Below are 23,108 nucleotides of genomic sequence, written 5' to 3' on the forward strand. Positions count from 1 at the left end.
ACGATGAGAGCCCCGCCCGATACGGACGGGGCCCTCATCGTGGTCCTCGGCTCACTCGGAGGCGAAGGCGCTCACATCTCCGACGAGACGGGTGTTGTCCGAGGGCACGGCGTCGATCGCAGCGCGAGCAACCTCGGCCGCGAACTCCGACACGTTGTACAGCTTGCCGGCCGATTCACGGCGCTCGGCGATCGCGCCGGGGTTGGCCCGCTCCAGCAGCGTCGCGGTGATGGTGCCCTCGATCATGTCCCCGGACACGACGGTGAAGCCCACACCCTTCTCTGCGAGTGCGGGGATGCGCTCCCGCAGGGCGTCCTCTCCCGCACGCTTGGAGAGAGCGACGGGCTCGTACTCCGGCATCGTGGGCGTCGTGCGGATGAAGTGCGCCTGGTGGCTGGTGACGAACACCACGCGTGCGCCGTCGCCCAGCAACGGGGTCGCCGCGTCGAGAACGCTCAGCTGGGCGTCGCGGTTCAGGGTGAGAGCGTAGTCGGCTGCCATTCCCGACTCCATGCCGCCCGACGCATTGAGCACCAGCACGTCGAGGCGGCCGAATTCTGCGGTGACGGCGTCGAACATCTCGGCGACCGACGACGGGTCCGTGAGGTCGGCGCCCACGACGAGCACGCGGCGACCGAGGGCACGCAGTTCGGTGGCGAGCTTCTCCGCCCGAGGCGCCTTATTGCGGAAATTGATGACGACGTCCGCACCGGCCTCTGCCAGATACCGAACGGTGTCGGCGCCGATGCCGCGGGACGAGCCCGTGACGAGCGCGACCTTGCCGTCGAGGGAACCTGCGGGAAGAACGTCGGTCACTGTGACTCCTCTTGATGCGCGAAACGCCGCGATCACGCGGCCTTCCCAGACTACCAAGACCGCCCGCGAGGCCCCCGTCGGCGTCGCACCCGCATGATAGGTTGACGCCAAAGGAGGCCGAATGGACAACTTCGCGACATCCGTCGAGTTCATCGACCAATGGGCGTGGATCGGCTGGCTGATCCTCATCGCCGTCTTCCTGGTGATCGAGATGCTGACGCTCGACTTCACCTTCCTGATGCTGAGCTTCGGCGCCGCCATCGGACTGGTGACCGACCTCGTCGGACTGCCGATCTGGGCACAGGCGATCATCGCCGCCGGAGCGGCGGCACTGTTCATCCTTCTTCTCCGTCCACCGCTTCTGAAGCGGCTGCGGCGCGGTGAGGATCCGACGAAATCGAACGTCGACGCCCTGCTGGACCTCCGCGGCTTCGCGCTGCACGACATCACTCAGATCTCCGGGCAGGTCAAGCTCAGCAACGGCGACACATGGACCGCACGCGCCGCCACCCCCGTCCCCATCCCGCAGGGTTCCCCGATCGCCGTCATCGCGATCAACGGGGCGACCGCGACCGTCCGCCCCGTCAACGAGTAGGAGTACCCCGTGAACGACGCCTCGTTCATCCCCACCGCGATCCTGTGGGTCTTCGTCATCGCAGTGATCATCTTCGTGCTGGTCACGCTGGCCCGATCCATCCGCATCATCCCTCAGGCCACGGCCGGTGTGGTGGAGCGCCTCGGCCGCTATCACAAGACACTCATGCCGGGACTCAACATCCTGGTGCCGTTCATCGATCGCCTGCGTCCTCTGATCGACATGCGCGAGCAGGTCGTCTCGTTCCCGCCTCAGCCGGTCATCACCGAGGACAACCTCGTCGTCTCGATCGACACCGTGGTCTACTTCCAGGTGACCGACGCCCGCGCGGCCACATACGAGATCGCCAACTACCTCGGTGCCGTCGAGCAGCTGACGACGACCACCCTCCGAAACGTCGTGGGTGGCCTCAACCTCGAAGAGGCTCTGACCAGCCGAGACAACATCAACGGCCAGCTCCGTGTCGTGCTCGACGAGGCGACCGGCAAGTGGGGCATCCGCGTCGGCCGTGTCGAGCTCAAGGCGATCGACCCGCCGTTGTCCATCCAGGATTCCATGGAGAAGCAGATGCGTGCAGAGCGTGACCGCCGTGCCGCGATCCTCACGGCGGAGGGCACGAAGCAGTCCGCGATCCTCGAAGCCGAGGGTGCACGTCAGGCCGAGATCCTGCGCGCCGAGGGCGACAAGCAGGCCGCCGTTCTGCGTGCGCAGGGCGAGGCGGAGGCCATCCAGAACGTCTTCACGGCCATCCACCAGGGCGAGCCCGACGACAAGCTCCTCGCCTACCAGTACCTGCAGATGCTGCCGAAGATCAGCGAGGGTCAGTCGAACAAGCTCTGGATCATCCCGAGCGAGCTCACCGAGGCGCTCAAGGGTATCGGAAGTGCATTCACCCCCAAGCCCGGCCAGCCGCCGACGAACTACCCGGGCGCGTGACGCACCCGTACTTCGAGAAGGCGCGACACCCCCGAGTCCTCGCCCACCGCGGTCTGATCACCGCGGCGGGCGAGGACTCCGGTGTGTGGGACAACTCCGCGGCCGCCTTCGCCGCGGCACATGCCGCAGGAGCGGAGTACATCGAGACCGACTGTCAGGTCACCTCCGACGGCGATGTCGTGCTCTTCCACGATGCGACCCTGCTCCGACTCGCCGGCGACCCTCGTGCGGTGAGTGACGTGCGGACGCGGGAACTGGCGCGCATCCTCGCGGAGCACGGCGGGCTGCTCACCGTGGCGGACGCCCTGGATTCCTTTCCCACCACCCGTTTCAACATCGACGTCAAGACCGACGCCGCGGTGGTCGCTCTGGGGCCGATCCTGATGAACCACACGCACCGCGTGCTCGTGACGAGCTTCTCGGATGCGCGTCGACGAGCGACGGTCGCCGCTGTGCTTCGGGCAGGTGCCGGCCTGCGCCCCGCGACGTCCGCGGGCAGCGGCGTGATCGCCGCGGTGCGGATGCTCTCGGCGCTCCGCCTCTCGCCCGCGCGGGTGCTTCGCGACATCGATGCCCTGCAGATCCCCGAACGCCACCGGGGTCTTCGCATCCTCACCCCCGCCCTGCTGCGTGCCGCGCGGCGGCACGGTGTCGAGGTCCACGTCTGGACGGTGAACGATCCGGCCGACATGCGACGGCTTCTCGACGCGGGGGTGGACGGCCTCGTCTCGGATCGCGCAGACGTCGCGCTCGACCTCATCGGCGGCTGAGCGCGCCACGCCGTGGCCCGCCTTCGGCGCTGGGACTCCGCTGTGAATAGCCCCGAGAACCCGCTCCTGTGGATGAAGCGCACAGGCTGGAGCGTTATACCTGACACGACGAGAGGACCACACAATGGCAGATCGCAGCCTACGCGGCATCCGACTCGGCGCCCAGAGCCTACAGAGCGAAGAGGGCGTCGTCTTCATGGAGCGCCGTGAAACCACCTACATCTGTGACACCTGCGCCCATGTCACGAACCTCATGTTCTCGGCGGACGCGGAGCCGCCGCAGACCTGGGAGTGCCGCGCCTGTGGAGCAGAGGCACGCCTGAGCATCGACGGCAAGGCCGTCACGCTCGACGCCACCGACGAGAAGGCCGCGCGCACGCACTGGGACATGCTGCTGGAGCGTCGCAGCCGGGCCGAGCTCGAGGAGCTCCTCGAGGAGCGCCTCGCCTTCATCCGCGCCCGCCGCGGCGCCGGAGAAGACCCGACCCGCGAGAAGATCGGCGCCTAGGGGCGCCGGGCGCGCAGCCACCCGAACAGCAGCGCGCCGATCCCGCCCCACAGCAGCAGCTGCTGGATCCACGGTCCCAGGACCACGCCAGCCGTCAGGCCGGAACGCAGCTCGACATCCTCGAGCAGCGCTCCGGCCTTTCCTGCATCCAGGCTCGATACCGTCGATCCGTCCGGGCGGATCACCTGACTGGTGCCCACCGTCGAGATGTTCACGACGCTGCGCCCCGTCTCCATCGCACGCATGCGCGCGAACGCCAGCTGTTGAAGATTCTCGTCCGTACCGCGGAAGTCCGCGTTGTTCGTCTGCAGGACCAGTACTTCGGCACCCTGCGCGAGGCCGTCGTAGATCACGTCGTCGTAGATGACGTCGAAGCAGATCGCGAGGCCGACGGCCACGCCGTCGACGTCGATCACCGGAGAGTTGGATCCCGGCGTGTAGTCCCGTTGGATCAGACCGATCAGATCGGGGGCGAGGGCGTTGAAGACCGGACGGTCCGGCACATACTCGCCGAAGGGCACCGGGTGGCGCTTGTCGTGGATCTGCTCGGCGGTGCCGTCCTGCTGCCACAGCATCGAGGTGTTGTAGTACAGGCCCTTCCGCTCGGTGGGGGCGTTGGCGAGCAGCGGGGCGCCGATCCGTGTGGCGACGAGGGACATCCGCCGCGCGAGCGTGTCGGAGCGGAACGGATCGAGGTCCAGCGACCCCTCCGGCCAGACCAGGAGATCGACGTCCTCGCCGTACAGGGGTTCCGTCGCATCCGTCTGCGCCTGGACGATCGAGTACGGCTCACGCTGATCGAAGTACCCGCTGGGCCCGTTCCCCTGCACGGCGGCGATGCGCATCGTCCCGCTGTCCGTGGTCGGAAAGAGCGGGGTGAGAAGCAGCACGATCGTCACGATCACCGGGGCGATGAGAGCGGTCGGGCGCTTCCACACCCGTAGGCGCACGGTCTCGATGAGCACCGCGACCAGGAACACCATCAGGAAGCTGAGACCGCTCACTCCGACCCACGATGTGACCGGCGCCAGCGGACTCTCGGCCTGACTCATCCCCAGACGCGCCCACGGGAACCCACCGTAGGGCCAGGTGCCGACGAACAGCTCACGACCCACCCACAGGGCCGCCACGACCGCGGGGAGCATCAGCAACCGCACCGCAGGGTGGGATGACACCCGCGGTATCCAGCGGTAGGCCAGCGTGATCAGGATGAGCGCCAGCGCGGTCAGCATGCCCTCGAGCACGCTCAGCGCACCCCACGGGATCGGACCGAGGTAGCGCGAGGTCCATGACACGAGCAGGGCGAAGAAGAGGATGCCGTACACGGTGCCGACGAGCAGCGCTCCCCCGGCCCGACGACCGATGAGGGCGACGAGAAGCAGCGCAGTGGCAGGGAACGCGAGTGCCCACACCGCGACGTCCGGATACGAGAGATCCATCAGGAGCGCTGCTGCCGCGGCCGCGGGAAGTGCGAGAGACAGGGGCAGCAGCGGGCGCTGTCGCGCGGGGAGATCGGTCATCTATCCAGTTCTCACATCGAGGAGTACGCGACGATGCCCCTGCGGACGCCGTCGAGCGCGGTTCGAGCGGTACGCGCCAACGCGCCGTCCTCGGCCACGATCGAGAGCTGGTCGAGCAGATCGATGGTCTGCTTGGCCCAGCGCACGAAGTCACCGGCGGCCATGTCCGCATCGACGAGGACGCGGTCGAGCATCCCGCCGCGGGCCCAGGAGTGCATCGCGCCGGCGAGCCCGGCAGCAAGAGGCTCGGATCCGGGGAGGTGGTGGTCCTTCTCGAGGTCGTCGAGTTCCGCCCAGAGCGTGGTGGTCTTCTCGTACGCGGTGCGGAAGGCCCCCCGGGGCAGGTCCCGCTCCCCCGCGTTGGCCTCGTCGCGCCGCGGCTCGTACACGAGACAGCAGGCCATGGCGGCGAGTGACGGCGCATCCAGCGTGTTCCACAGGCCTTGGCGGAGCGACTCCGCCACGAGCAGGTCGCGCTCCCCGTAGATGCGGCGCATCGTGCGTCCCGCACCCGTGAGCGTCGTCACGTCGTCCTCGTCGCGCTGGAGGTAGTCCAGGGTCTCGAGGACCTCGACGACGCGGTCGAAGACCCGCGCGACCGTGCCCGTCCTCGTCTCGATCTGGCGGCGCGTGCGATCGGTCTGCCGCTTGAGCTTCCAGTACCGCTCGGCCCAACGCGCGTGCGCTTCGCGATCGGGGCACCGGTGGCAGCCGTGGCGCTGCATCCTGTTCCGGAGGCTCTGGATCTGCTTCATGCGCTTGTCGCGCGATGCCCGCGGCGCATTCGCGTCCTGGCGGTTCTTCTTCTCGAGGTCGCTGAGCTCACGGCGGATCGACGCATAGTCGAGGAAGTCGCCGTGGTCGCAGACCATCGCCGCCCGATATCCCTCGAGCGACTCCTCGGCCTCACGGACCTGTCGGGCGAGCCCGACCACCGCACGATCGGCCTGGAACTGTGCGAACGAGGACTCCAGGATCTGGCGCGCGCGCACCTTGCCGAACAGGTCGATCAGGTTGACGGCCATGTTGTAGGTCGGTCGGAAGCTGGAGTTCAGCGGATACGTGCGGCGCGAGGCGAGCGCCGCGACCGCCTGCGGATCCATCCCCTCGGTCCACTGCACCACCGCATGACCTTCGACATCGATGCCGCGTCTGCCGGCGCGGCCGGTCAGCTGCGTGTACTCCCCCGACGTGATGGCCACGCGCGCTTCGCCGTTGAACTTCTCCATCTTCTCGAGGACGACGGTGCGTGCCGGCATGTTGATGCCGAGAGCGAGGGTCTCCGTCGCGAAGACGACCTTCACGAGCTTGCGCTTGAAGAGGTCTTCGACGACCTCCTTGAAGGCAGGGAGCAGACCGGCATGATGCGAGGCGACGCCGCGTTCGAGGTTGTCCAGCCACTCCCAGTACCCGAGCACTCCGAGGTCCTCGTCCTGCAGTGACCGTGTGCGCTCTTCGACGATGGCACGGATCTCGACGCGCTCCTCAGCGGTCGTCAGGCGCACCCCCGATCGACGCACCTGCTGCACGGCGGCATCGCAGCCGACGCGGCTGAAGATGAAGAAGATCGCGGGGAGGAGGTTGGAGCGCTCGAGCAGACGGATGACGTCGGGTCGATCCATCCGCTCGATGCGTCGCACGTTCGCCGCACGCACGGGACGGCGCCCGCCGCGTGGAGGGCGCTGCGCCTGCCTACCCGCGTGCCGATTGCTGCGGTACGACTGCGCGTCGCGATTGTTGTCGTAGTTCGAACCGGTGAACGAGCGGATGCGCATCAGCTCCTGGTTCACCTGCGCGGTGGCGATGCCCGCGCGGTCGTCGAACAGGGGCAGGAGGTCGTCGCGCACGAGGACGTGCTGCTCCAACGGCACGGGGCGGATCTCGGAGACCACGACCTCGGTGTCGCCGCGCACGGTGTCGAGCCAGTCGCCGAACTCCTCGGCATTCGAGACGGTGGCGCTCAGGGACACGAGGCGCACGTGCGCCGGAAGATGGATGATCACCTCCTCCCACACCGCCCCTCGGAACCGGTCGGCGAGGTAGTGGACTTCGTCCATGACGACGTAGCGCAGGTCGCGCAGCGCAGCGGAGTCCGCGTAGATCATGTTGCGCAGGACCTCGGTCGTCATCACGACGATCCGGGCGTTGCCGTTGATGTTGGTGTCACCGGTGAGCAGACCGACGTCGTCGGCGCCGTATACCTCGACGAGCTCGCGGAACTTCTGATTCGAGAGCGCCTTCATCGGCGTCGTGTAGAACGCCTTGTCGCGCGGCGTCTGCATGGCGAGGTGGATCGCGAACTCGCCGACGATCGTCTTCCCGGCGCCCGTCGGCGCGGCGACGAGCACACTGCTGCCGTCTTCGAGCGCATGACAGCCCTCGATCTGGAACGGGTCCAGGTCGAACCGCTGCCGGGCGGCGAACGCCACCGTCGCCGGGTGACCGGAGGCCTGCCGCGCGGCCGCGTATCGCTCCGACGGAGAGCTCATGCGGTCACGGGCGTGATGCCTGCGGCCTCATCGCGCTTGCGTTTGCGACGATCGAACAGCATCGAGATCAGCGTCGCGGCGAAGTAGAGCACGATCATCGACCCCATCAGCAGCAGCATCGAGAACACGTCCGCGGGAGGCGTGGTCACCGCGGCGAACACCGTGCAGACCAGGATCGCGACACGCCAGCCCTTGAGGATGTCGCGGCCCGACACGATGCCGGCGAGGTTGAGCGCGACGAGGAACACGGGGAGGACGAATGCGATGCCGAGCACGAGCAGGAACTTGAAGACGAAGTCGTAGTAGATCGCGTAGTCGAAGAACTGGGCCATGCCCTTCGGCACGAAGCCGGCCATGATCTCGATCACGTGCGGGAGCACGAAGAACGCGACCGTGCATCCGCCGAAGAACAGCGGGACGGCGGCTCCGAGAAAGCCCCAGGTGTACTGGGTCTCCTTCTTCGTGAGGCCGGGCATCACGAATGCCCAGACCTGCCACAGCCAGACGGGCGCGGAGATCAGGAGACCGATCGCGAAGGCGATGCGCATGCGAAGGTCGAAGCCACTCGTCACAGTGGTGAAGTTCAGTCCCGTGTACTCCCGGCCCGCCTCGGCGGCGATGGTCCGGATGGGCACGGAGAGCAGCTCGATGATCGGCTCGGTCACGATGAAGGCGACGATCATGCCGACGACGAGCGCGCCGGCCGCGATGAACAGTCTCTTACGCAGTTCGACCAGATGCGCGCCGAGAGACATCCGCCTGTCGCGACCGGGGGCCTCCTGGTCGGCGGAATCGAGAGCGGACACGACCTATGCGGATCGAGGAGGCTGACCCGGATCGGTGTCGCGAGCCGTGACCGTGGTGTCTGCGACGGTGGCCGCAGGCGTCGGTGCGACCGGTTCCGCGGCGTCCGTCGCGTCCTCGTTCTTCATCGCCTTCATCTCGCCCTTGAACACCCGGGCGGACTGTCCGAGGCTCTTCGCCAGCGCCGGCAGCTTCGCAGCACCGAAGAGCAGCAGGATGACGGCGAGGATGATCAGCAGATGTGGCCAACCGAAAGCGCCCATGATTCTCCTTCGTCGTTTCGTGCCAGTCTAACCGGCGTTGTCGCCGTCCGGGTGGCGATACAGCGCGAGTCCCGCGTCGGCCCATTCCCGAGCGGCCGTGCGGGCGATCCCCGGGTCCACCACTTCGAGCGCCCCGCCGAACCGCGCGGCGAGTCTCTTGATCCCGCGAGGGTCGGCGAGGTGGAGCCGCGCGGTGACGATTCCGTCGCGGATCTCGACGTTGTCCGCCGTGAGGAAGTCACCCAGGAGCGGCGCGACGCGCTCGGGCACGCGCACGCGCACCTCGCCCTCGTCGTCGACGGCAGAGAACGCCTCGGGAACGTGCTCCCCCGCGTGAGTGATCGGGATCTCGGTGAGTCGCGCATCGCTCACGCGATCGAGATGGAAGGTGCGCATGGCCTCCCGGGTGTGGCACCACCCCTGGAGATACCACTGCGCGTTCGTGATGATCACCTGCACGGGGTCGACCGTGCGTGTCGTGGGCGCGGCATCCGGCGCCTGATAGGTGAAGGAGACGGCGACGCCCTTCTGGACGCCGCGGGAGACCACCTGACGGACCTCGTCGACCGCGCTGGGCGCGACAACGACCTCGGCAGGCGCGTCGGCCGCACCACGGGACAGTTTCGAGATGAGCCCTGAGACCAGGCCGGAGTCGGACACGGCAGGCACGGCGGCGACCATCTGCAGTCCGGCGAGGAGGGCGGCGGCCTCGCGAGCGGTGAACCGCGGAACGCGGCGAAGGGCGACGTCGTTCGTGATCTCGATGACGTCCTCCTCGTCCAGGAGGTCCCAATTGATGTCGAACATCTCCTGCGGCTGCTGCCAGAAACCCGAATCGCCGGGCAGCCCGATCACGGTCAGCTTCTCGACCATCTGGCGCATCTCGGCGGGCGTCACGCCGAACTCCTCGGCGGCCTCGGCGAGGGACACCTGTCCGTGCTCGAGCAGGTACGGGACGAGAGTCAGGTAGAGCCGGACCCTGTCGGAGGCGAGCAGCGGCTTCGGCTGTGCGCTCATCGCGTCGCTCCGATCTCCGCGTTCGTGTCGACCACGGCACGCAGCCGGTGGACGACGGCGTCCCTGAGGGCGGCCGGCTCGACCACGCGCACCTCGGGGCCGTACGACGCGATCTCGTCGGCGAGGATGTGCAGGTCGACGAACGGCACGAGGATCCCCTGCGTGGGGGCGGGCCGGGCCCGGCGTCCGAGACGCAGGGACGCCTCGGTTCCCGGTGTGACCTCGAGCAGCGCGGAGTTCTGCGCGGCGACGTCCTGGAGCCCCCGCAGGGCCCGCTCCCCCGCGCCTTCGCGGAGTGCCGCATCGAAGGTCGTGGCGGTGATCCTCACGTCTCCGACGATCCTGCTCAGCAGGAACATCCGGTCCTCCTCGATGTCGACATCGACGCCGAACACGTGCCAGCGCGCCTCGTAGTCGACGAGCGCGAGCGGACGGATGCTGCGTCGGCGCGACGCATCCTCACCGGGCTTCAGGTAGTCGAACGTCACGACGCGGCTCTTCTCGATCGCGTCCTGCAACGGGGCGAACGCGGCATCCCGGGCGGTGATGCGCGGCGCGAACCCGATGATCGGCTCATCGCCGTCGATGCCGAGCGCCCGGATCTTACGGACGCCGGCCTTCGCATCGCCCGACGCCGACTCCGCACTCCACACGCTGCCGGCGAGCTGCAGCACGGCGAGCTCGGCCGGTGTGAACTCGATGTCGCCGGGCAGATCGTATTCCGCCTGCGGAATGCGGTAGCGAGCTTCACGGAGATCGTTGGGGTCGGCCTGGTCGCCGATGGTCTCGACGGGCACGCCGAGGGTCCGGAGCTCGTCCTTGTCCCGTTCGAACATCTTCTCGAGCGCATCGGCGCGCACGCCCGCGTGGGCCCGCTGTCGATACCCCGAGACGTTGTCGAGGATCTGCTGCTTGGTGAGCCCGATCTCCGTGGCCATGAGCGCCACGACGAGGTTCGTCAGGCGCTCCTCCGCGGGGATACGGGCAGCCATCACGGAGCCGGGACGGGGACGATACCGAGGATGTCGACGACGATGGCGGTGGCGGGGTTGCCGTCGGCGGCGGGCGCGACGACCAGCACCTGCGATCCGACCGTCGCACCGACGAGCTCCTTGGCGGCGAGACCGATGTTCGGCTCCGCCCCCCAGGTGGTGGTGGAGACGGTCTTGTCGTCCCAGCCCACGGCCATGATGTTCGTCACGATCGTCGAGCCCTTCTCGACCTTCTCGCCGTCGCCCTTGATGAGCGTCTGCTTCTGGGCGGACGTCGGTGCGGCGCTGTCCGGGATGATCACGCCGGGGGTGCCGTCGGGTGCACGCACCACCGTCGGCATGCCGCGGGCGTCGTTGAACTGCGATGCACCCTCGGCGCGGGCCCGGTACACATCGAGGACGTCGATGACCGCGACGACGTTCTCGTCGTCGGCGAGCCCGAAGGCCTCGACGTTGTTCGGGCCGAAGTCCTCGGGGGTCAGCGTCGCCACGACGCGGCTGCCGCCGGTCGCGCACTCCAGGACCGCTTCGAGTCCCGGGGAGCGCTCGGCCCAGTACGAGATGCTGTGCACGCGGCTGGCGTCGCCGTTGTACTCGGACGCGTAGATCTGCTTCCCGTCCTCGCCACCGTAGAACGAGATGTCGAGCACCATAGGCTGCGACGTCGAGGTGAGCACACGCCCGTCGCCCGTCACCACATCGGCGAATCCGGACTCCTTCGCCTTCACCGGCGCGAAGACCTTGACGTCGGGTGCGTCGCCGATGTCGCCCTCGACCGTGACCGAATCCGCGACGGACGCGGTCGATGACGCGTCGCGATCGCAGGTCGCGCCGGCGAAGGACGGCGCCGCAGCGCATCCGGAGAGAGCGAGGACGGCGAGGCTGAGTGTGGCCAGAACGGCGGACGTTTTACGCACGCGCTCCACTCTATTCCGTCGGGGGCTCGACGTCGCGCGAACCGGAGGCGAGGCGCGCACCTTGCGCGGCCTTGGCGGCTTCGCGGGCTCGCTTGCGGAGATTCTTGTCGTTGATCTCGCGGTCGCCGACGGCCCCGGGGGTCCACTGCTCGACATCCGCATCGCCGTAGCTGCTCTTCGAGGCTCGACGCTTGACCTGAGGCGCCACGGCTCCGGGAGCGAGGCGGCGCGCGGTGATGAGGAAGCCGGTGTGCGCGACCATCCGGTGATCGGGCCGGACCGCGAGCCCTTCGACGTGCCAGCCTCGCACCATCGTCTCCGATGCCTCGGGCTCGGTGAACAGCCCGGTGCTGCGGACGTACTCCGCGACGCGCGAGAGCTGCGTGGCGGTCGCGACGTAGCAGAGCACGACTCCGCCAGGGGTGAGCGCGTCGGCGACGACGTCCATGCACTCCCACGGGGCGAGCATGTCGAGCACCACGCGATCGACCGTGCCGTCGGCGAACTGATCGGGAAGGGCCTCCCCCAGGTCTCCGACCACGACGTCCCAGGTGTCGGGCCGCTCACCGAAGAAGGTCTCGACGTTGCTGCGGGCCACGTCGGCGAAGTCCTCGCGTCGCTCGAAGGACACGAGATGCCCCGCGGGTCCGATCGCCCGCAGCAGCGACAGCGACAGCGCACCGGAACCCACGCCGGCCTCGACCACGACGGCACCGGGGAAGATGTCCGCCTGCATCACGATCTGCGCGGCGTCCTTCGGGTAGACGATGGCCGCGCCCCGGGGCATCGACATCGCGAAGTCCCGCAGCAGGGGACGAAGCGCGAGGTAGTCGTGACCGGAGCTGTTCACGACGACGGATCCGTCGGGCAGGCCGATCAGGTCGCGGTGGCGCAGCACGCCCTGGTGGGTGTGCAGCTCGCCGTCCTCCCGGAGCGTGACGGTGTTCAGTCGGCCCTTCGGGCCGGTCAGCTGCACGCGATCGCCTTCGCGGAAGGGACCGCTCGGTCGCTGTGGGCCGGTGGGGGTCATCGGGTGGCTCCCGTCATCGAGGATCTGCGGTCGAACAGGTCGACCAGGTCTGCGGCACCCCTGCCTTCGAGGGTGGGCCAGAGCTCGTGAGCTCCGACGCCCTCGAGCGGGACGATGTGCGGCACGCCGAGTGCGACCGCACCGGAGGCGATACCCGCCCGCAGTCCCGTCGGCGAATCCTCGATGACGACCGCGTCCGCGATGTCGATGTCGAGCAGCGCAGCGGCATGCAGGTAGGGCTCGGGGTGCGGCTTGGGATTGTCGACGTCGTCGCCCGCGACCACGATGTCGAACGCATCGAACTCGATCAGATCGACGACGCTGAGGGCCATCCGACGCAGAGACATCGTGACGAGTCCGGTGGGGATTCCCGCGGATCTGAGGTCCTTCAGCAGCTCGCGGGCGCCGGGTCGGAACGGCACTCCCTGGGTGCGCAGCGAGTGCTGCACTCTGTCGGTCAGGAGCGACACGATCGCCTCGGCATCCATGTCGACGCCCGCGTTCTGCAGGATGATCGCGCTGTCGATCAGGCCGTTGCCGACCAACTGCAGCGCGTCCTCATGGCTCCAGGTGCCGCCGAAGGACTCGACCAGCGAGGTCTCCGCCGCCATCCAGTACGGTTCGGTGTCGACGAGGGTTCCGTCCATGTCCCAGAGGATCGCGCGGGGCTGTCTGCTCACCGAACCATGTTACCCGCGGCTCCGCCCGCTCCCCGCGCGCTCGGACTAGCCTGGAGGGATGACGAATCCGGATTCGCGAAGGGAGCCCACGATGGATGTCCTCGGTTCACGCATCGTCATCGTCGCCTTCGACGGGTGGAACGATGCCGGAGAAGCCGCCAGCGGTGCGATCGCCACTCTGCGCGAGTCCACCGACTACGACCTCGTGCACTCCATCGACCCCGAGCTGTACTTCGACTACCAGTACACGCGCCCGTCGACGAAGATGGACGCCGAAGGACACCGCCGGCTCACCTGGCCCGAGGCCGGACTCTGGCGTCCGCGCAATCCCGGTCCCGGTCCGGAGTTCTGGGTGCTCACCGGTGTGGAGCCGGCGCGGACCTGGCAGTCCTTCGCCGCGGAGTTCATCGACGTGGCCCTGCGCGACGACATCACGGGATTCGTCACGCTGGGCGCCATGCTGTCGGACGTGCCTCACACCCGGCCCATATCGATCTTCGCGTCGAGTCAGAACGAGCAGGTGCGTGAGGCGCACGGTCTCGAGCGGTCGTTGTACGAGGGCCCGGTCGGCATCCTCAGCGTGTTCGAGCACTTCGCCGAGAGCGCCGGCATCCCCACGGCGAGCCTGTGGGCGAGCGTTCCGCACTACGTGGCATCGGCCACGCCCTCCCCGAAGGTCACTCTCGCGCTGCTCGACCGCCTCGAGGAACTGACCGGGGTCGACGTGCCGCGGGATCATCTCCGCACCGAGGCCGCGACGTGGGAGGCGTCGATCGACGCCGCCGCCGCCGACGACGAGGACATGACCGAGTACATCCGCCAGCTCGAGCGCACCAGGGACACGTGGGACTCCCCCGATGCCTCCGGTGACGCGATCGCCCAGGCGTTCGAGCGGTATCTCAAGCGCCGCGGCGACGGTCCCGGCGATCACAAGCGCTGATCGCCGGGAGCACCTTCACGCCGCGATGACGCCGGTGCCGAGCAGGACCAGCAGCACCGTTCCCAGCAGGATGCGGTAGATCACGAACGGCAGGAAGCTGCGCTTCGAGATGTAGTTCATGAAGAACGCGATGACCGCGAGGGCCACGACGAAGGCGATGCCGGTCGCGGCGAGGGTGTCGCCGAACGAGAAGAACGAGGGCTCGTCCCAGCTCTTGAACACCTGGTAGAAGCCGCTGCCGAAGACGGCGGGGATCGCGAGCAGGAATGCGTAACGGGCGGCCGCAGCGCGCTCGTAGCCGAGGAACAGACCCATCGTGATGGTCCCGCCCGAGCGGGAGACGCCGGGGATCAGCGCGAGCGCCTGGGCGAACCCGTAGGCGATGCCGTGCGGGTAGGTCAGCTGGTCGAGCGTGCGGCGTTTGGCGCCGACGTGGTCGGCGATCCCCAGCAGGACTCCGAAGACGATCAGCATGATCGCCACGATCCACAGCGAGCGGAAGACCGTCTCGATCTGATCCTGGAAGAGCAGGCCCAGAAGCACGATCGGGATGCTGCCGATGATGATCATCCACCCCATCCGCGCATCGGGATCGCTGCGCGGCACACGCCCGGTGAGAGAGCGGAACCACTGCGCGATGATCCGCACGATGTCTCGCCAGAAGAAGACCACGACGGCCGCCTCGGTGCCGATCTGAGTGATCGCGGTGAAGGCCGCGCCGGGGTCCTCGCCCGAGGGCAGGAAGGTGCCGAGGATGCGCAGGTGGGCGCTGGAGGAGATCGGCAGGAACTCGGTGAGTCCCTGCACGATGCCGAGGATGAGCGCTTCGAACAGGTGCATGGAGGAGCTTTCTGAATCGTGGTGCGCGGGCGACGAGCGGACGCTCAGTACGTGCGCAGCAGATCGGCCAGCACCCGCTGACCGAAGACAAGCGATTCTACGGGTACGCGCTCGTCGACTCCGTGGAACATGCCCGTGAAGTCGAGGTCTGCCGGCAGTCGCAGGGGCGCGAAGCCGTATCCGGTGATGTCGAGCGACGCGAGAGCCTTGTTGTCGGTGCCCGCACCGAGCAGGTACGGGATCACCGGAACCCCGGGATCGCTGCGCCCGAGGGCTGCCACCATCGCCTCGACGAGATCGCCGGCGAAGGGCGTCTCCATGCCGATGTCGCGCACGACGGTCTGGATCTCGATGTCGTCGCCCACGATCTGCTGCAGCTCGGCGAGGACGTCGTCCTCCGTGCCGGGGATCACCCGCACATCGACCAGCGCCTCGGCGGTCTCCGGGATGACGTTGTGCTTGTACCCCGCCGACAGGACGGTGGGGTTGGTCGTGGTGCGGAAGGACGAACGCAGGAAGGCCTCGGCGGGGCCGGCCGCTGCCGCCAGCGCGTCGGGGTCGTCGACCGAACGACCGGTGAGATCGCTGAGCCCCGCGAGAAGCGCCTCGGTGGTCGGTGTGAGCCGCAGCGGCCACCGGGTGCGGCCGATGGCGGCCACTGCCTCGGACAACCGGGTGATGGCATTGTCGTCATGCAGGCGGCTGCCGTGTCCGGCGCGACCCTTCGCGACCAGGCGGATCCAGATCAGCGCCTTCTCGCCCACCTGCAGCAGGTAGGCGCGTCTGTCGTCCACGGTGATCGAGTATCCGCCGACCTCGCTGATCGCCTCGGTCGCGCCCGTGAACCAGTCCGGACGGTTATGCACGACGAGCGCAGATCCCTCGACACCGCCGTTCTCCTCGTCTGCGAAGAAGGCCAGCACCAGGTCGCGCTCCGGCTGTTCGCCCGCACGCAGGATGTCGGCGACGGCCGTGAGGATCATGGCGTTCATGTTCTTCATGTCCACGGCGCCGCGGCCCCACAGCATCCCGTCTTTCACGATGCCCGCGAACGGGTCGACGCTCCAGTCCTCCGCGATCGCCGGCACGACGTCGAGATGCCCGTGCACCACCAGGGCCGGTTTGCTGCGGTCGCGGCCGGCGACGCGGGCCATCACGTTCGTGCGCCGCGGGATCGGCTCGTAGTACTCGACCTCCAGTCCGAGGGACTGCAGGTAGGCGCCGACGTACTCGGCCGCCTCGCGTTCGCCGTTCGCGGTGCCACCGCCGAAATTCGAGGTGTCGAAGCGGATCAGGTCGCTCGCGATGCGGACGACCTCGGGCAGGGACGGATCGGTCATGAGCCCAGGCTATCGAAGCACCGTGGCGCGCCCGGGCGTCGGCGTCGGTTTCTGACAGCCTCCGAGCTCGTGCTAATGTAAATCTTCGTTCGGCAACGGACATCCAACACCTGCGCGGGTGGCGGAATGGTAGACGCGCTACGTTGAGGTCGTAGTGCCCGTAAGGGCGTGGGGGTTCAAGTCCCCCTCCGCGCACAGTGATGAAGAAGGCTCCCGAGAGGGGGCCTTCTTCTGTTTCCGGGTCCTCTGTCTCCGGGCCCTCTGTCGTCGGGTTGTGCCGAGAGCGGTGACCGCGACTCGATGAGGCCGCGGTCACCGCTCTCGGCATCCGCCGCTCAGACCGCGCCCACCCCGAAGAGCAGGCCGAGCAGATACGTGATCGCGGCGGCACCGAATCCGATCGCCAGCTGGCGCAGTGCCCGACGCAGGGGCGGCCCCCCGGACAGGATGCCGACCATGGCGCCGGTCGACAGCAGGGCGATGCCGACGAGGACGAGGGCGACGATCACGGCAGTCGCTCCCTGGAGCCCGAAGATCCAGGGCAGCACCGGGATGATCGCGCCGGAGGAGAACAGCAGGAAGCTCGAGATGGCGGCCGTCCAGTCGCTCCCGACGATGTCGGTGTCGTCGCCAGGGTGCACCCGCACCGGCCCGGTGGCCGTGCGACGAACGCCCTCCTGCGCGGCCTGGACGATGCGGCGGGCCCGCGCGAGCGCCTCATCCTGACCGATGCCCCTCGCACGGTAGACGAGAGCGAGCTCGTTCTCGTCGATGTCGAGGTCGCCGGCGGAGTCCGCGGCGTCATCGTTGGCCTCCGTCGCCGCGAGAAGCTCGCGCTGAGACCGCACCGAGACGAACTCCCCGGCACCCATCGACAGCGCACCGGCGAGGAGACCCGCCACGCCGCTGAACAGCACGAAACTCGAGCTCACCCCGGTCGCGCCGATGCCGAGCACGAGAGCGAGGTTGCTGACGAGACCGTCGTTCGCGCCGAACACCGCGGCGCGGAACGAGCCGGAGAGTCGACGCCGTCCCCGCGCGGCGAGCCCACGGACCACCTCGTAGTGGACCTTCTCGTCGGCGCGCATCGCCGGAGTCGCGTATTGCTCCTCGTCGTAGGGCGAGCGCGCCTCCGCGCTCTGCGCGAGAGCGAGGACGAAGATCGACCCGAAGCGTCCGGCCATCCAGCCCAGAAGCTGCGACCGCGCGCCCGCTCGCGGCAGTCGTCTCGGCTCGTCACCGAGCAGATCGAGCCAGTGCTGCTCATGCCGGCGCTCGGCCTCTGCGAGGCTGAGCAGGATCTGCTGCTCCTCTCCGGTGCGGCGAGCGGCCAGTCGTCGATACACGTGGCCCTCGGCGCGCTCCTCGACGAGGTAGCGCGCCCAACGGCGTCGGTCGGCGGCGGTCGGTTCCGCGGCAGCGGGTGCTGTCATGGGTGCTCCTGAGATCATCGGGCGCGCGGTCGTGGCGCCCGTTCCACGCTAGCCGCGCGCACCGCGCGGGCCCGCGCTGTGAGCGGGATTGCCAGCATTTCGGGGATCCGAACACGACGCGGTCCTCCCCGCGGCGTGCCCCGTCTGCCCGACTCAGGAACGGACGCGCTTGCGGAGCACGTCGATGCGCGACTGGAGCTGCGTCACGGTCGCCTGCGCCACGGCAGGTCCCCCGCAGATGCGGCGCAGCTCCGCATGGACCGCGCCGTGAGGCTCGCCCTTCTGCCGGGCGTACAGCCCGACGAGGCTGTTGAGCAGCTGCCGCTGCTCCTTGAGCGTGCGGTGCAGGGGCGCGGGAAGGGTCGAGGTCTCGGTCGGGGCGGCCGAGGCCTCGCGTGCCTCACGGAGACGGGACTGGCGGGACTGGCGCTGCATCAGCAGCTCGTGCACATGCTCCGGTTCGAGCAGTCCGGGGAATCCGATGAACTCCTCCTCCTCGGGCGTGCCGGGCTCTGCCAGCTGGCCGAACTCCTGACCCTCGAAGACCACGCGATCGAAGTGCGCGACGGAGGAGAGCGCCTGATAGCTGAACTCCTGAGTCAGCGCGTCCGAGGTCTCCTCCTCGCGATTCGCACTCTCCAGCAGCGAGTCGTCGAGCCCGTCGTCGTCCGCGGACTGGCGGTCGAGAGCGTGATCGCGCTGTTTGTCCATCTCGTTCGCGAGCCCCATGAGCACGGGAACCTGCGGCAGGAAGACGCTGGCAGCCTCACCGCGCCGCCGCGCGCGGACGAAGCGGCCGATGGCCTGCGCGAAGAACAGCGGCGTCGACGACGAGGTCGCATAGACGCCGACCGCGAGACGAGGCACGTCGACGCCCTCGGACACCATGCGCACGGCGACCATCCAGCGCTGGTCCCCCGCGCTGAACTTCTCGATCCGCTCGGATGCGGTGGCGTCGTCGGAGAGCACGATCGTCGGCTGCTGTCCGGTGATGCTGTGCAGGATCTTGGCGTACGCACGAGCCACCGTCTGATCGGTGGCGAGCACCAGCCCGCCCGCATCGGGCACATGGTGGCGGATCTCGGTCAGGCGGCGATCCGCGGCCGACAGCACCGCCGGCATCCACTCTCCTTCGGGGTCGAGCGCGGTCCGCCAGGCCTGGGAGGTGACGTCCTTGGTGTTGTCCTGCCCGAGATGGGTCTCGAGCTCGTCTCCGGTGCTGGTGCGCCACCGCATCTTGCCCGCGTACATGTGGAACAGCACCGGTCGCACGACGCCGTCGGCCAGGGCGCGGCCGTAGCCGTAGTTGTAGTCGGTGCGGGAGATTCGGGCACCGGATTCGTCGGGGTGGTACTCGACGAAGGGGATCGGGGCGGTGTCGCTGCGGAACGGCGTGCCCGAGAGCAGCAGTCGCCGCGTGGCGGGTCCGTAGGCGTCGCGGATCGCATCGCCCCAGCTCAGAGCGTCGCCGCCGTGGTGCACCTCGTCGAGGACGACGAGGGTCTTGGCGTCTTCGGTGAGATGGCGATGCACCGAGGGCTTCGCCGCCACCTGCGCATAGGTGACGACCGCGCCGTGATAGTGCCGGGCCGGAGCCCAGTGGCTGTTGCGGAAACGCGGGTCGAGTCTGATGTGGACGCGAGCCGCCGCGTCGGCCCATTGCGTCTTCAGGTGCTCGGTGGGTGCCACGACGATGATGCGGTTGACCTCGCCCATGCGCATGAGCTCGACCGCGAGCGTCAGCGCGAAGGTCGTCTTTCCTGCACCGGGCGTCGCGGCCACGAGGAAGTCCCGCTGGTCGTCGTGGAAGTACTGCTCGAGGGCCTCCTGCTGCCAGGCGCGCAGCTTGTTGGCGGTACCCCACGGAGCACGCTGGGGAAAGGACGGAGAGAGCATCGAGTCAACGATAATCGCTCCCGCCGACACTGCGGCGACGGCGCCGCCGAGACGCGTGCCTCCGGATCAGCGGGGCGTGAGCGGAGTAGGCTCGGTCACTGCGCGAGGGCCACCGCCGTCGCCGCCCGTCCATGAAGGAGAGCCGGATGACCGACCAGGATCCGATGAGCACCTCGCATGTCGACAACCCCTCGCCCCATCCGTGGCGTCGCTTCGTCGCCGTCGGCGACTCGTTCACCGAGGGCATCGGCGACCCGTACCCCGACGTGCCGGGGATGCATCGGGGGTGGGCCGATCGGGTCGCCGAGGTGCTGGCCACCGACGTCGACGACTTCGCGTACGCGAACCTCGCGGTGCGCGGCAAGCTGATCGCGCAGATCGTCGCCGACCAGATCGAGCCGGCGATCGCGCTGCATCCCGACCTCATCTCGATCTGCGCCGGCGGCAACGACGTCATCCGCCCCGGTACGGACCCCGACGCGATCGCCCAGCAGCTCGACGACGCCGTCGCGCGTCTGACCTCCACCGGCGCGACGGTGATCGTCTTCACCGGCGTCGACACGGCTTTCAGCCCCGTGCTCCGTCCGTTCCGCGGAAAGGTCGCGATCTACAACGAGAACGTGCGCGCGATCGCCGACCGGTACGACTGCGTCGTCGCAGACCAGTGGGCGCTCAAGGTCGTGCAGGATGCGCGGTTCTTCGACCCCGATCGTCTCCATTTCAACGCGCTCGGCCACCACGAGGTCGCGCGCATGGTGCTGCGTGCGCTCAACGTCCCGAACTCCCTCGAGTCACTGCAGCCCGAGACCCTGGCCCTTCGCACCTGGCGCGAGGCCAGGTCGGAAGACCTGGGATGGGCGCGTGAGCATCTCGTGCCGTGGGTGCTGCGCCGGCTGCGCCACCAGTCGTCGGGCGACCACATCGTGGCCAAGCGGCCCGACCCCGCGCCGATGTTCCGGCCGGGCACCGACTGACGCTCAGGGTCGACGGCTCAGGTCGTCACCGCCCACAGCGCGACCGCGGCTGCGGACGCCACGTTGAGCGAGTCCACTCCCCCGGCCATCGGGATGGTGACGATCGTGTCCGCCGCATCGATCACGGTCCGCGAGAGTCCGTCGCCCTCCGATCCCATGACCAGAGCGACGCGCTCGGGACGGTCTGCGACGTAGGCGTCGAGTGTCACCGCGTCCTCACGCAACGCCAGCGCCGCGATGTCGAATCCGGCGGCGTGCAGATCGGCGATCGCGGAATTCCACTCGACGATGCGCGTCCACGGCACCTGGAACACGGTCCCCATGCTCACCCGCACGCTGCGCCGGTACAGCGGGTCGGCGCCGCCCGGCGACACGAGGACCGCGTCGGCTCCGAGGCCCGCTGCCGCCCGGAACGCCGCGCCGACGTTGGTGTGATCGCCGATGTTCTCGAGGATCAGCACCACGGAGGCGCCCTCGATCACCTCGCGCACCGACGGCAGCTCCGGGCGGTGCATCGACGCGATCGTGCCGCGGTGCACGGCGAAGCCGGTCACCGCCTCCGCCACCGCATCGGGGACGACGTACACGGGGACGTCCAGATCGCCCACGATCGCGCGGATGTCCTCCACCCTGCGCTCCTGCACGAGGACGGAGCGCGGACGGTGGCCCGCGGCGACCGCGCGGGCGATGACCTTGGTCGATTCGGCGATGTACAGCCCGCCCGAGGGATCGCTGCGCGTGCGCAACGCCATGTCGGTCAGTCCGCGGTAGTCGTCGAGGCGTCGATCGTCGGCATCCGTCACAGTCAGCAGTTCCACGACTCCAGTCTGTCACCGACGCCGGATCGCCCCGTCGTCCGCACGCGGCCGCCGGGCGTCCGGCGTGCGTGCGCACCGTAGACTCGATCGAGGAGGTCATGTGAGCGTGTCGAACACCGCCGAGTTGTCGGCCACCGTCGCCCGCGCCGCCGAGCTGCTGCGCGGAACGCGCATCGCACTGCTCACCGGCGCCGGTCTGTCGACCGATTCCGGCATCCCCGCCTACCGGGGCGAAGGTGCCCCTGCGCGCAGCAACCCGATGACGATCCAGACCTACCTCGCCGACGAGCGCGCGCGACGTCGCTACTGGGTGGGCGGGCATCTGGGCTGGCGGGCGTTCGCGCGCGCGGAGCCGAACGCGGGACACCGGGCGCTCGCGGAGATGGAATCGTCCGGCGTGGTGTCCGGGGTGATCACCCAGAACGTCGACGGCCTGCACCTGCGGGCGGGCAGCTCGCACGTCATCGAGGTGCACGGGACCATGCGCCGCGTGCTGTGTCTGCGCTGCGGACAGGTCTTCGACCGTCGCGACATCGCGGTGCAGATCGAGGAGCTCAACCCCTGGATCACCGTCCCCGAGAACATCGCACTGGCCCCCGACGGCGATGTGCTGCCCGAGACCACCGACGGCTTCGTGATCCCCGTCTGCACGGTGTGCGAGGGGATGCTGAAGCCGGACGTCGTGTTCTTCGGCGAGTACGTGCCGCTCGATCGCTTCCGGGCCGCGGAGTCCCTGCTGCGGTCGAGCACCGCCCTCATCGTCGCCGGCTCCTCGCTGGTCGTGAACTCCGGCGTGCGGCTCGTGGAGCGCGCGCGGCGTCGCGGCATCCCGCTGATCATCGTCAATCACGAGCCGACCAGAGCCGACGCCTGGGCCCATGTCACCATCGCGGCGGGCACCAGCGACGTGCTCCCCGCCCTCCAGGAGATGCTCCGATGACCCTCATCACCCTCGTCCGACACGGTCAGACCGACTGGAACCTCGGCCGCCGCATCCAGGGATCGACCGACATCCCGCTCAATGAGACGGGCAGGGCCGATGCCTACGCGGCCGCGGAACGACTGGCCGACGGGACGCACCACGCGGTGACCTCGAGTCCTCTCGCGCGCGCCCGCGAGACGGCGCAGATCATCGCCGACCGCCTCGGCCTCCCCCTCGGCGACGCCGTCGCGGACGTGCGCGAGCGGGAGTTCGGCGAAGGCGAGGGACTGCTCGTCGAGGAGTATCTCGCGACCTACGGCGACTGGCATGCGGAGGTCCCCGGCGCCGAGACGCTCGACGCGGTCGGCGATCGTGCCCTCGGCGCTCTGCACCGCATCGCGCGCGAATCACGGGAACGCACCGCACCGGTCGCGGAATCGGTGATCGTCGTCGCCCACGGCGGGGTGATCCGCGCGGTGATCGATCGCGTGTCCGGCGGCACCCTGCCCCGGGACGGCGACGTGCTCGCCAACGGATCGGCCCATCGCTTCGAGGTCTCACCGCACTCGGTGCGGCTGCTCGATCAGTTCGCGCTCGTCTGACGGTTC

The 23,108-nt window shown here is 68.8% G+C and carries 23 protein-coding genes and 1 tRNA gene; 9 read left to right on the forward strand and 15 right to left on the reverse strand.

Annotated elements, in window-relative coordinates; genetic code table 11:
- Positions 1-51: 51 nt before the first annotated feature.
- Complete coding sequence (locus tag FQ142_RS09155) at positions 52-816, reverse strand: SDR family oxidoreductase (protein ID WP_149423057.1); 765 nt, start codon at positions 814-816, stop codon at positions 52-54.
- Between the two features lie 121 nt (positions 817-937).
- On the opposite strand from FQ142_RS09155, the gene FQ142_RS09160 reads away from it, so the two are divergent.
- The 4 genes from FQ142_RS09160 to FQ142_RS09175 all read left to right on the forward strand — a co-directional run bounded on the left by FQ142_RS09160 (position 938) and on the right by FQ142_RS09175 (position 3,625).
- Positions 938-1,411 carry an NfeD family protein gene (locus FQ142_RS09160; RefSeq protein ID WP_149423058.1) on the forward strand — a complete coding sequence of 158 codons (474 nt, stop codon included), beginning with the start codon at positions 938-940 and terminating at the stop codon, positions 1,409-1,411.
- 9 nt (positions 1,412-1,420) lie between these two features.
- Positions 1,421-2,347 carry an SPFH domain-containing protein gene (locus FQ142_RS09165; protein WP_045255134.1) on the forward strand — a complete coding sequence of 309 codons (927 nt, stop codon included), beginning with the start codon at positions 1,421-1,423 and terminating at the stop codon, positions 2,345-2,347.
- Positions 2,344-3,117, forward strand: a complete 774-nt coding sequence (locus FQ142_RS09170; RefSeq protein WP_149423059.1) for a glycerophosphodiester phosphodiesterase family protein — start codon at positions 2,344-2,346, stop codon at positions 3,115-3,117. The genes FQ142_RS09165 and FQ142_RS09170 overlap by 4 nt, the downstream gene beginning before the upstream one ends.
- Positions 3,118-3,241: 124 nt before the next feature.
- Complete coding sequence (locus FQ142_RS09175; protein ID WP_056417426.1) at positions 3,242-3,625, forward strand: RNA polymerase-binding protein RbpA; 384 nt, start codon at positions 3,242-3,244, stop codon at positions 3,623-3,625.
- Here FQ142_RS09175 and lnt read toward each other — a convergent pair.
- From lnt to FQ142_RS09220, 9 genes are read right to left on the reverse strand one after another with little or no spacing between them, the layout of a single operon-like run.
- Positions 3,622-5,145: an apolipoprotein N-acyltransferase gene (gene lnt, locus FQ142_RS09180; protein WP_149423060.1), complete on the reverse strand. Its 1,524-nt coding sequence runs from the start codon at positions 5,143-5,145 to the stop codon at positions 3,622-3,624. The two genes, FQ142_RS09175 and lnt, sit on opposite strands and share 4 nt — an antisense overlap.
- 11 nt (positions 5,146-5,156) lie before the next feature.
- Positions 5,157-7,634, reverse strand: a complete 2,478-nt coding sequence (locus FQ142_RS09185; RefSeq protein WP_149423061.1) for a DEAD/DEAH box helicase — start codon at positions 7,632-7,634, stop codon at positions 5,157-5,159.
- Positions 7,631-8,389, reverse strand: coding sequence for a twin-arginine translocase subunit TatC (gene tatC, locus FQ142_RS09190; protein ID WP_045255621.1), 759 nt, complete (start codon positions 8,387-8,389; stop codon positions 7,631-7,633). Before tatC ends, FQ142_RS09185 begins: the two co-directional genes overlap by 4 nt.
- A 54-nt stretch (positions 8,390-8,443) precedes the next feature.
- A complete protein-coding gene (gene tatA, locus FQ142_RS09195) occupies positions 8,444-8,701 on the reverse strand; it encodes a Sec-independent protein translocase subunit TatA (protein ID WP_045255139.1) in 258 nt (85 codons plus the stop codon).
- A 27-nt stretch (positions 8,702-8,728) separates the two neighbouring features.
- The gene (locus FQ142_RS09200; RefSeq protein WP_149423062.1) at positions 8,729-9,718 is read right to left on the reverse strand and encodes a helix-turn-helix transcriptional regulator; all 990 of its coding nucleotides are present in this window, start codon (positions 9,716-9,718) and stop codon (positions 8,729-8,731) included.
- Complete coding sequence (locus FQ142_RS09205; RefSeq protein ID WP_149423063.1) at positions 9,715-10,710, reverse strand: helix-turn-helix transcriptional regulator; 996 nt, start codon at positions 10,708-10,710, stop codon at positions 9,715-9,717. Before FQ142_RS09205 ends, FQ142_RS09200 begins: the two co-directional genes overlap by 4 nt.
- The gene (locus FQ142_RS09210) at positions 10,710-11,627 is read right to left on the reverse strand and encodes a hypothetical protein (protein WP_149423064.1); all 918 of its coding nucleotides are present in this window, start codon (positions 11,625-11,627) and stop codon (positions 10,710-10,712) included. Before FQ142_RS09210 ends, FQ142_RS09205 begins: the two co-directional genes overlap by 1 nt.
- 10 nt (positions 11,628-11,637) lie before the next feature.
- A complete protein-coding gene (locus FQ142_RS09215; RefSeq protein ID WP_149423065.1) occupies positions 11,638-12,657 on the reverse strand; it encodes a tRNA (adenine-N1)-methyltransferase in 1,020 nt (339 codons plus the stop codon).
- Positions 12,654-13,337: an HAD family hydrolase gene (locus tag FQ142_RS09220; protein WP_262492109.1), complete on the reverse strand. Its 684-nt coding sequence runs from the start codon at positions 13,335-13,337 to the stop codon at positions 12,654-12,656. The genes FQ142_RS09215 and FQ142_RS09220 overlap by 4 nt, the downstream gene beginning before the upstream one ends.
- Positions 13,338-13,428: 91 nt before the next feature.
- Here FQ142_RS09220 and FQ142_RS09225 point away from each other — a divergent pair, with 91 nt between their 5' ends.
- The gene (locus FQ142_RS09225; RefSeq protein WP_056417406.1) at positions 13,429-14,277 is read left to right on the forward strand and encodes a PAC2 family protein; all 849 of its coding nucleotides are present in this window, start codon (positions 13,429-13,431) and stop codon (positions 14,275-14,277) included.
- A 15-nt stretch (positions 14,278-14,292) separates the two neighbouring features.
- Here FQ142_RS09225 and FQ142_RS09230 read toward each other — a convergent pair whose 3' ends face one another.
- The gene (locus FQ142_RS09230; RefSeq protein ID WP_149423066.1) at positions 14,293-15,117 is read right to left on the reverse strand and encodes an undecaprenyl-diphosphate phosphatase; all 825 of its coding nucleotides are present in this window, start codon (positions 15,115-15,117) and stop codon (positions 14,293-14,295) included.
- 44 nt (positions 15,118-15,161) lie between these two features.
- Positions 15,162-16,457, reverse strand: a complete 1,296-nt coding sequence (locus FQ142_RS09235; protein ID WP_149423067.1) for a M20/M25/M40 family metallo-hydrolase — start codon at positions 16,455-16,457, stop codon at positions 15,162-15,164.
- Between the two features lie 112 nt (positions 16,458-16,569).
- On the opposite strand from FQ142_RS09235, the gene FQ142_RS09240 reads away from it, so the two are divergent.
- A tRNA-Leu gene (locus FQ142_RS09240) sits at positions 16,570-16,652 on the forward strand.
- A gap of 140 nt (positions 16,653-16,792) precedes the next feature.
- On the opposite strand, the gene FQ142_RS09245 is transcribed toward FQ142_RS09240, so the two are convergent.
- Together FQ142_RS09245 and FQ142_RS09250 are read right to left on the reverse strand one after the other, a co-directional pair.
- A complete protein-coding gene (locus tag FQ142_RS09245; protein ID WP_149423068.1) occupies positions 16,793-17,890 on the reverse strand; it encodes a VIT1/CCC1 transporter family protein in 1,098 nt (365 codons plus the stop codon).
- Positions 17,891-18,043: 153 nt separating this feature from the next.
- Positions 18,044-19,786, reverse strand: a complete 1,743-nt coding sequence (locus FQ142_RS09250; protein ID WP_149423069.1) for a DEAD/DEAH box helicase — start codon at positions 19,784-19,786, stop codon at positions 18,044-18,046.
- Between the two features lie 146 nt (positions 19,787-19,932).
- Here FQ142_RS09250 and FQ142_RS09255 point away from each other — a divergent pair, with 146 nt between their 5' ends.
- A complete protein-coding gene (locus FQ142_RS09255; protein ID WP_149423070.1) occupies positions 19,933-20,760 on the forward strand; it encodes an SGNH/GDSL hydrolase family protein in 828 nt (275 codons plus the stop codon).
- 17 nt (positions 20,761-20,777) lie between these two features.
- On the opposite strand, the gene FQ142_RS09260 is transcribed toward FQ142_RS09255, so the two are convergent.
- Entirely contained in the window at positions 20,778-21,578 is an 801-nt protein-coding gene (locus FQ142_RS09260) for a TrmH family RNA methyltransferase (protein WP_149423071.1), read from the reverse strand.
- Between the two features lie 100 nt (positions 21,579-21,678).
- On the opposite strand from FQ142_RS09260, the gene FQ142_RS09265 reads away from it, so the two are divergent.
- Both FQ142_RS09265 and FQ142_RS09270 read left to right on the forward strand, forming a co-directional pair.
- The gene (locus tag FQ142_RS09265) at positions 21,679-22,518 is read left to right on the forward strand and encodes a Sir2 family NAD-dependent protein deacetylase (protein WP_045255159.1); all 840 of its coding nucleotides are present in this window, start codon (positions 21,679-21,681) and stop codon (positions 22,516-22,518) included.
- Entirely contained in the window at positions 22,515-23,102 is a 588-nt protein-coding gene (locus FQ142_RS09270) for a histidine phosphatase family protein (RefSeq protein ID WP_056417361.1), read from the forward strand. The genes FQ142_RS09265 and FQ142_RS09270 overlap by 4 nt, the downstream gene beginning before the upstream one ends.
- Positions 23,103-23,108 lie beyond the last annotated feature (6 nt).

It is taken from the genome of Microbacterium sp. ANT_H45B, assembly GCF_008369345.1.
GTDB lineage: Bacteria > Actinomycetota > Actinomycetes > Actinomycetales > Microbacteriaceae > Microbacterium.

Bases quoted from the DNA above. Each gene is read 5' to 3' on its own strand.
- FQ142_RS09205 (WP_149423063.1), bottom strand. From the start codon at position 10,710: ATGGCTGCCCGTATCCCCGCGGAGGAGCGCCTGACGAACCTCGTCGTG.
- FQ142_RS09255 (WP_149423070.1), top strand. From the start codon at position 19,933: ATGACCGACCAGGATCCGATGAGCACCTCGCATGTCGACAACCCCTCG.
- lnt (WP_149423060.1), bottom strand. From the start codon at position 5,145: ATGACCGATCTCCCCGCGCGACAGCGCCCGCTGCTGCCCCTGTCTCTC.
- FQ142_RS09270 (WP_056417361.1), top strand. From the start codon at position 22,515: ATGACCCTCATCACCCTCGTCCGACACGGTCAGACCGACTGGAACCTC.
- FQ142_RS09245 (WP_149423068.1), bottom strand. From the start codon at position 17,890: ATGACAGCACCCGCTGCCGCGGAACCGACCGCCGCCGACCGACGCCGT.
- FQ142_RS09230 (WP_149423066.1), bottom strand. From the start codon at position 15,117: ATGCACCTGTTCGAAGCGCTCATCCTCGGCATCGTGCAGGGACTCACC.
- FQ142_RS09225 (WP_056417406.1), top strand. From the start codon at position 13,429: ATGGATGTCCTCGGTTCACGCATCGTCATCGTCGCCTTCGACGGGTGG.
- FQ142_RS09250 (WP_149423069.1), bottom strand. From the start codon at position 19,786: ATGCTCTCTCCGTCCTTTCCCCAGCGTGCTCCGTGGGGTACCGCCAAC.
- FQ142_RS09175 (WP_056417426.1), top strand. From the start codon at position 3,242: ATGGCAGATCGCAGCCTACGCGGCATCCGACTCGGCGCCCAGAGCCTA.
- FQ142_RS09200 (WP_149423062.1), bottom strand. From the start codon at position 9,718: ATGAGCGCACAGCCGAAGCCGCTGCTCGCCTCCGACAGGGTCCGGCTC.
- tatA (WP_045255139.1), bottom strand. From the start codon at position 8,701: ATGGGCGCTTTCGGTTGGCCACATCTGCTGATCATCCTCGCCGTCATC.
- FQ142_RS09235 (WP_149423067.1), bottom strand. From the start codon at position 16,457: ATGACCGATCCGTCCCTGCCCGAGGTCGTCCGCATCGCGAGCGACCTG.
- FQ142_RS09160 (WP_149423058.1), top strand. From the start codon at position 938: ATGGACAACTTCGCGACATCCGTCGAGTTCATCGACCAATGGGCGTGG.
- FQ142_RS09215 (WP_149423065.1), bottom strand. From the start codon at position 12,657: ATGACCCCCACCGGCCCACAGCGACCGAGCGGTCCCTTCCGCGAAGGC.
- FQ142_RS09185 (WP_149423061.1), bottom strand. From the start codon at position 7,634: ATGAGCTCTCCGTCGGAGCGATACGCGGCCGCGCGGCAGGCCTCCGGT.
- tatC (WP_045255621.1), bottom strand. From the start codon at position 8,389: ATGTCTCTCGGCGCGCATCTGGTCGAACTGCGTAAGAGACTGTTCATC.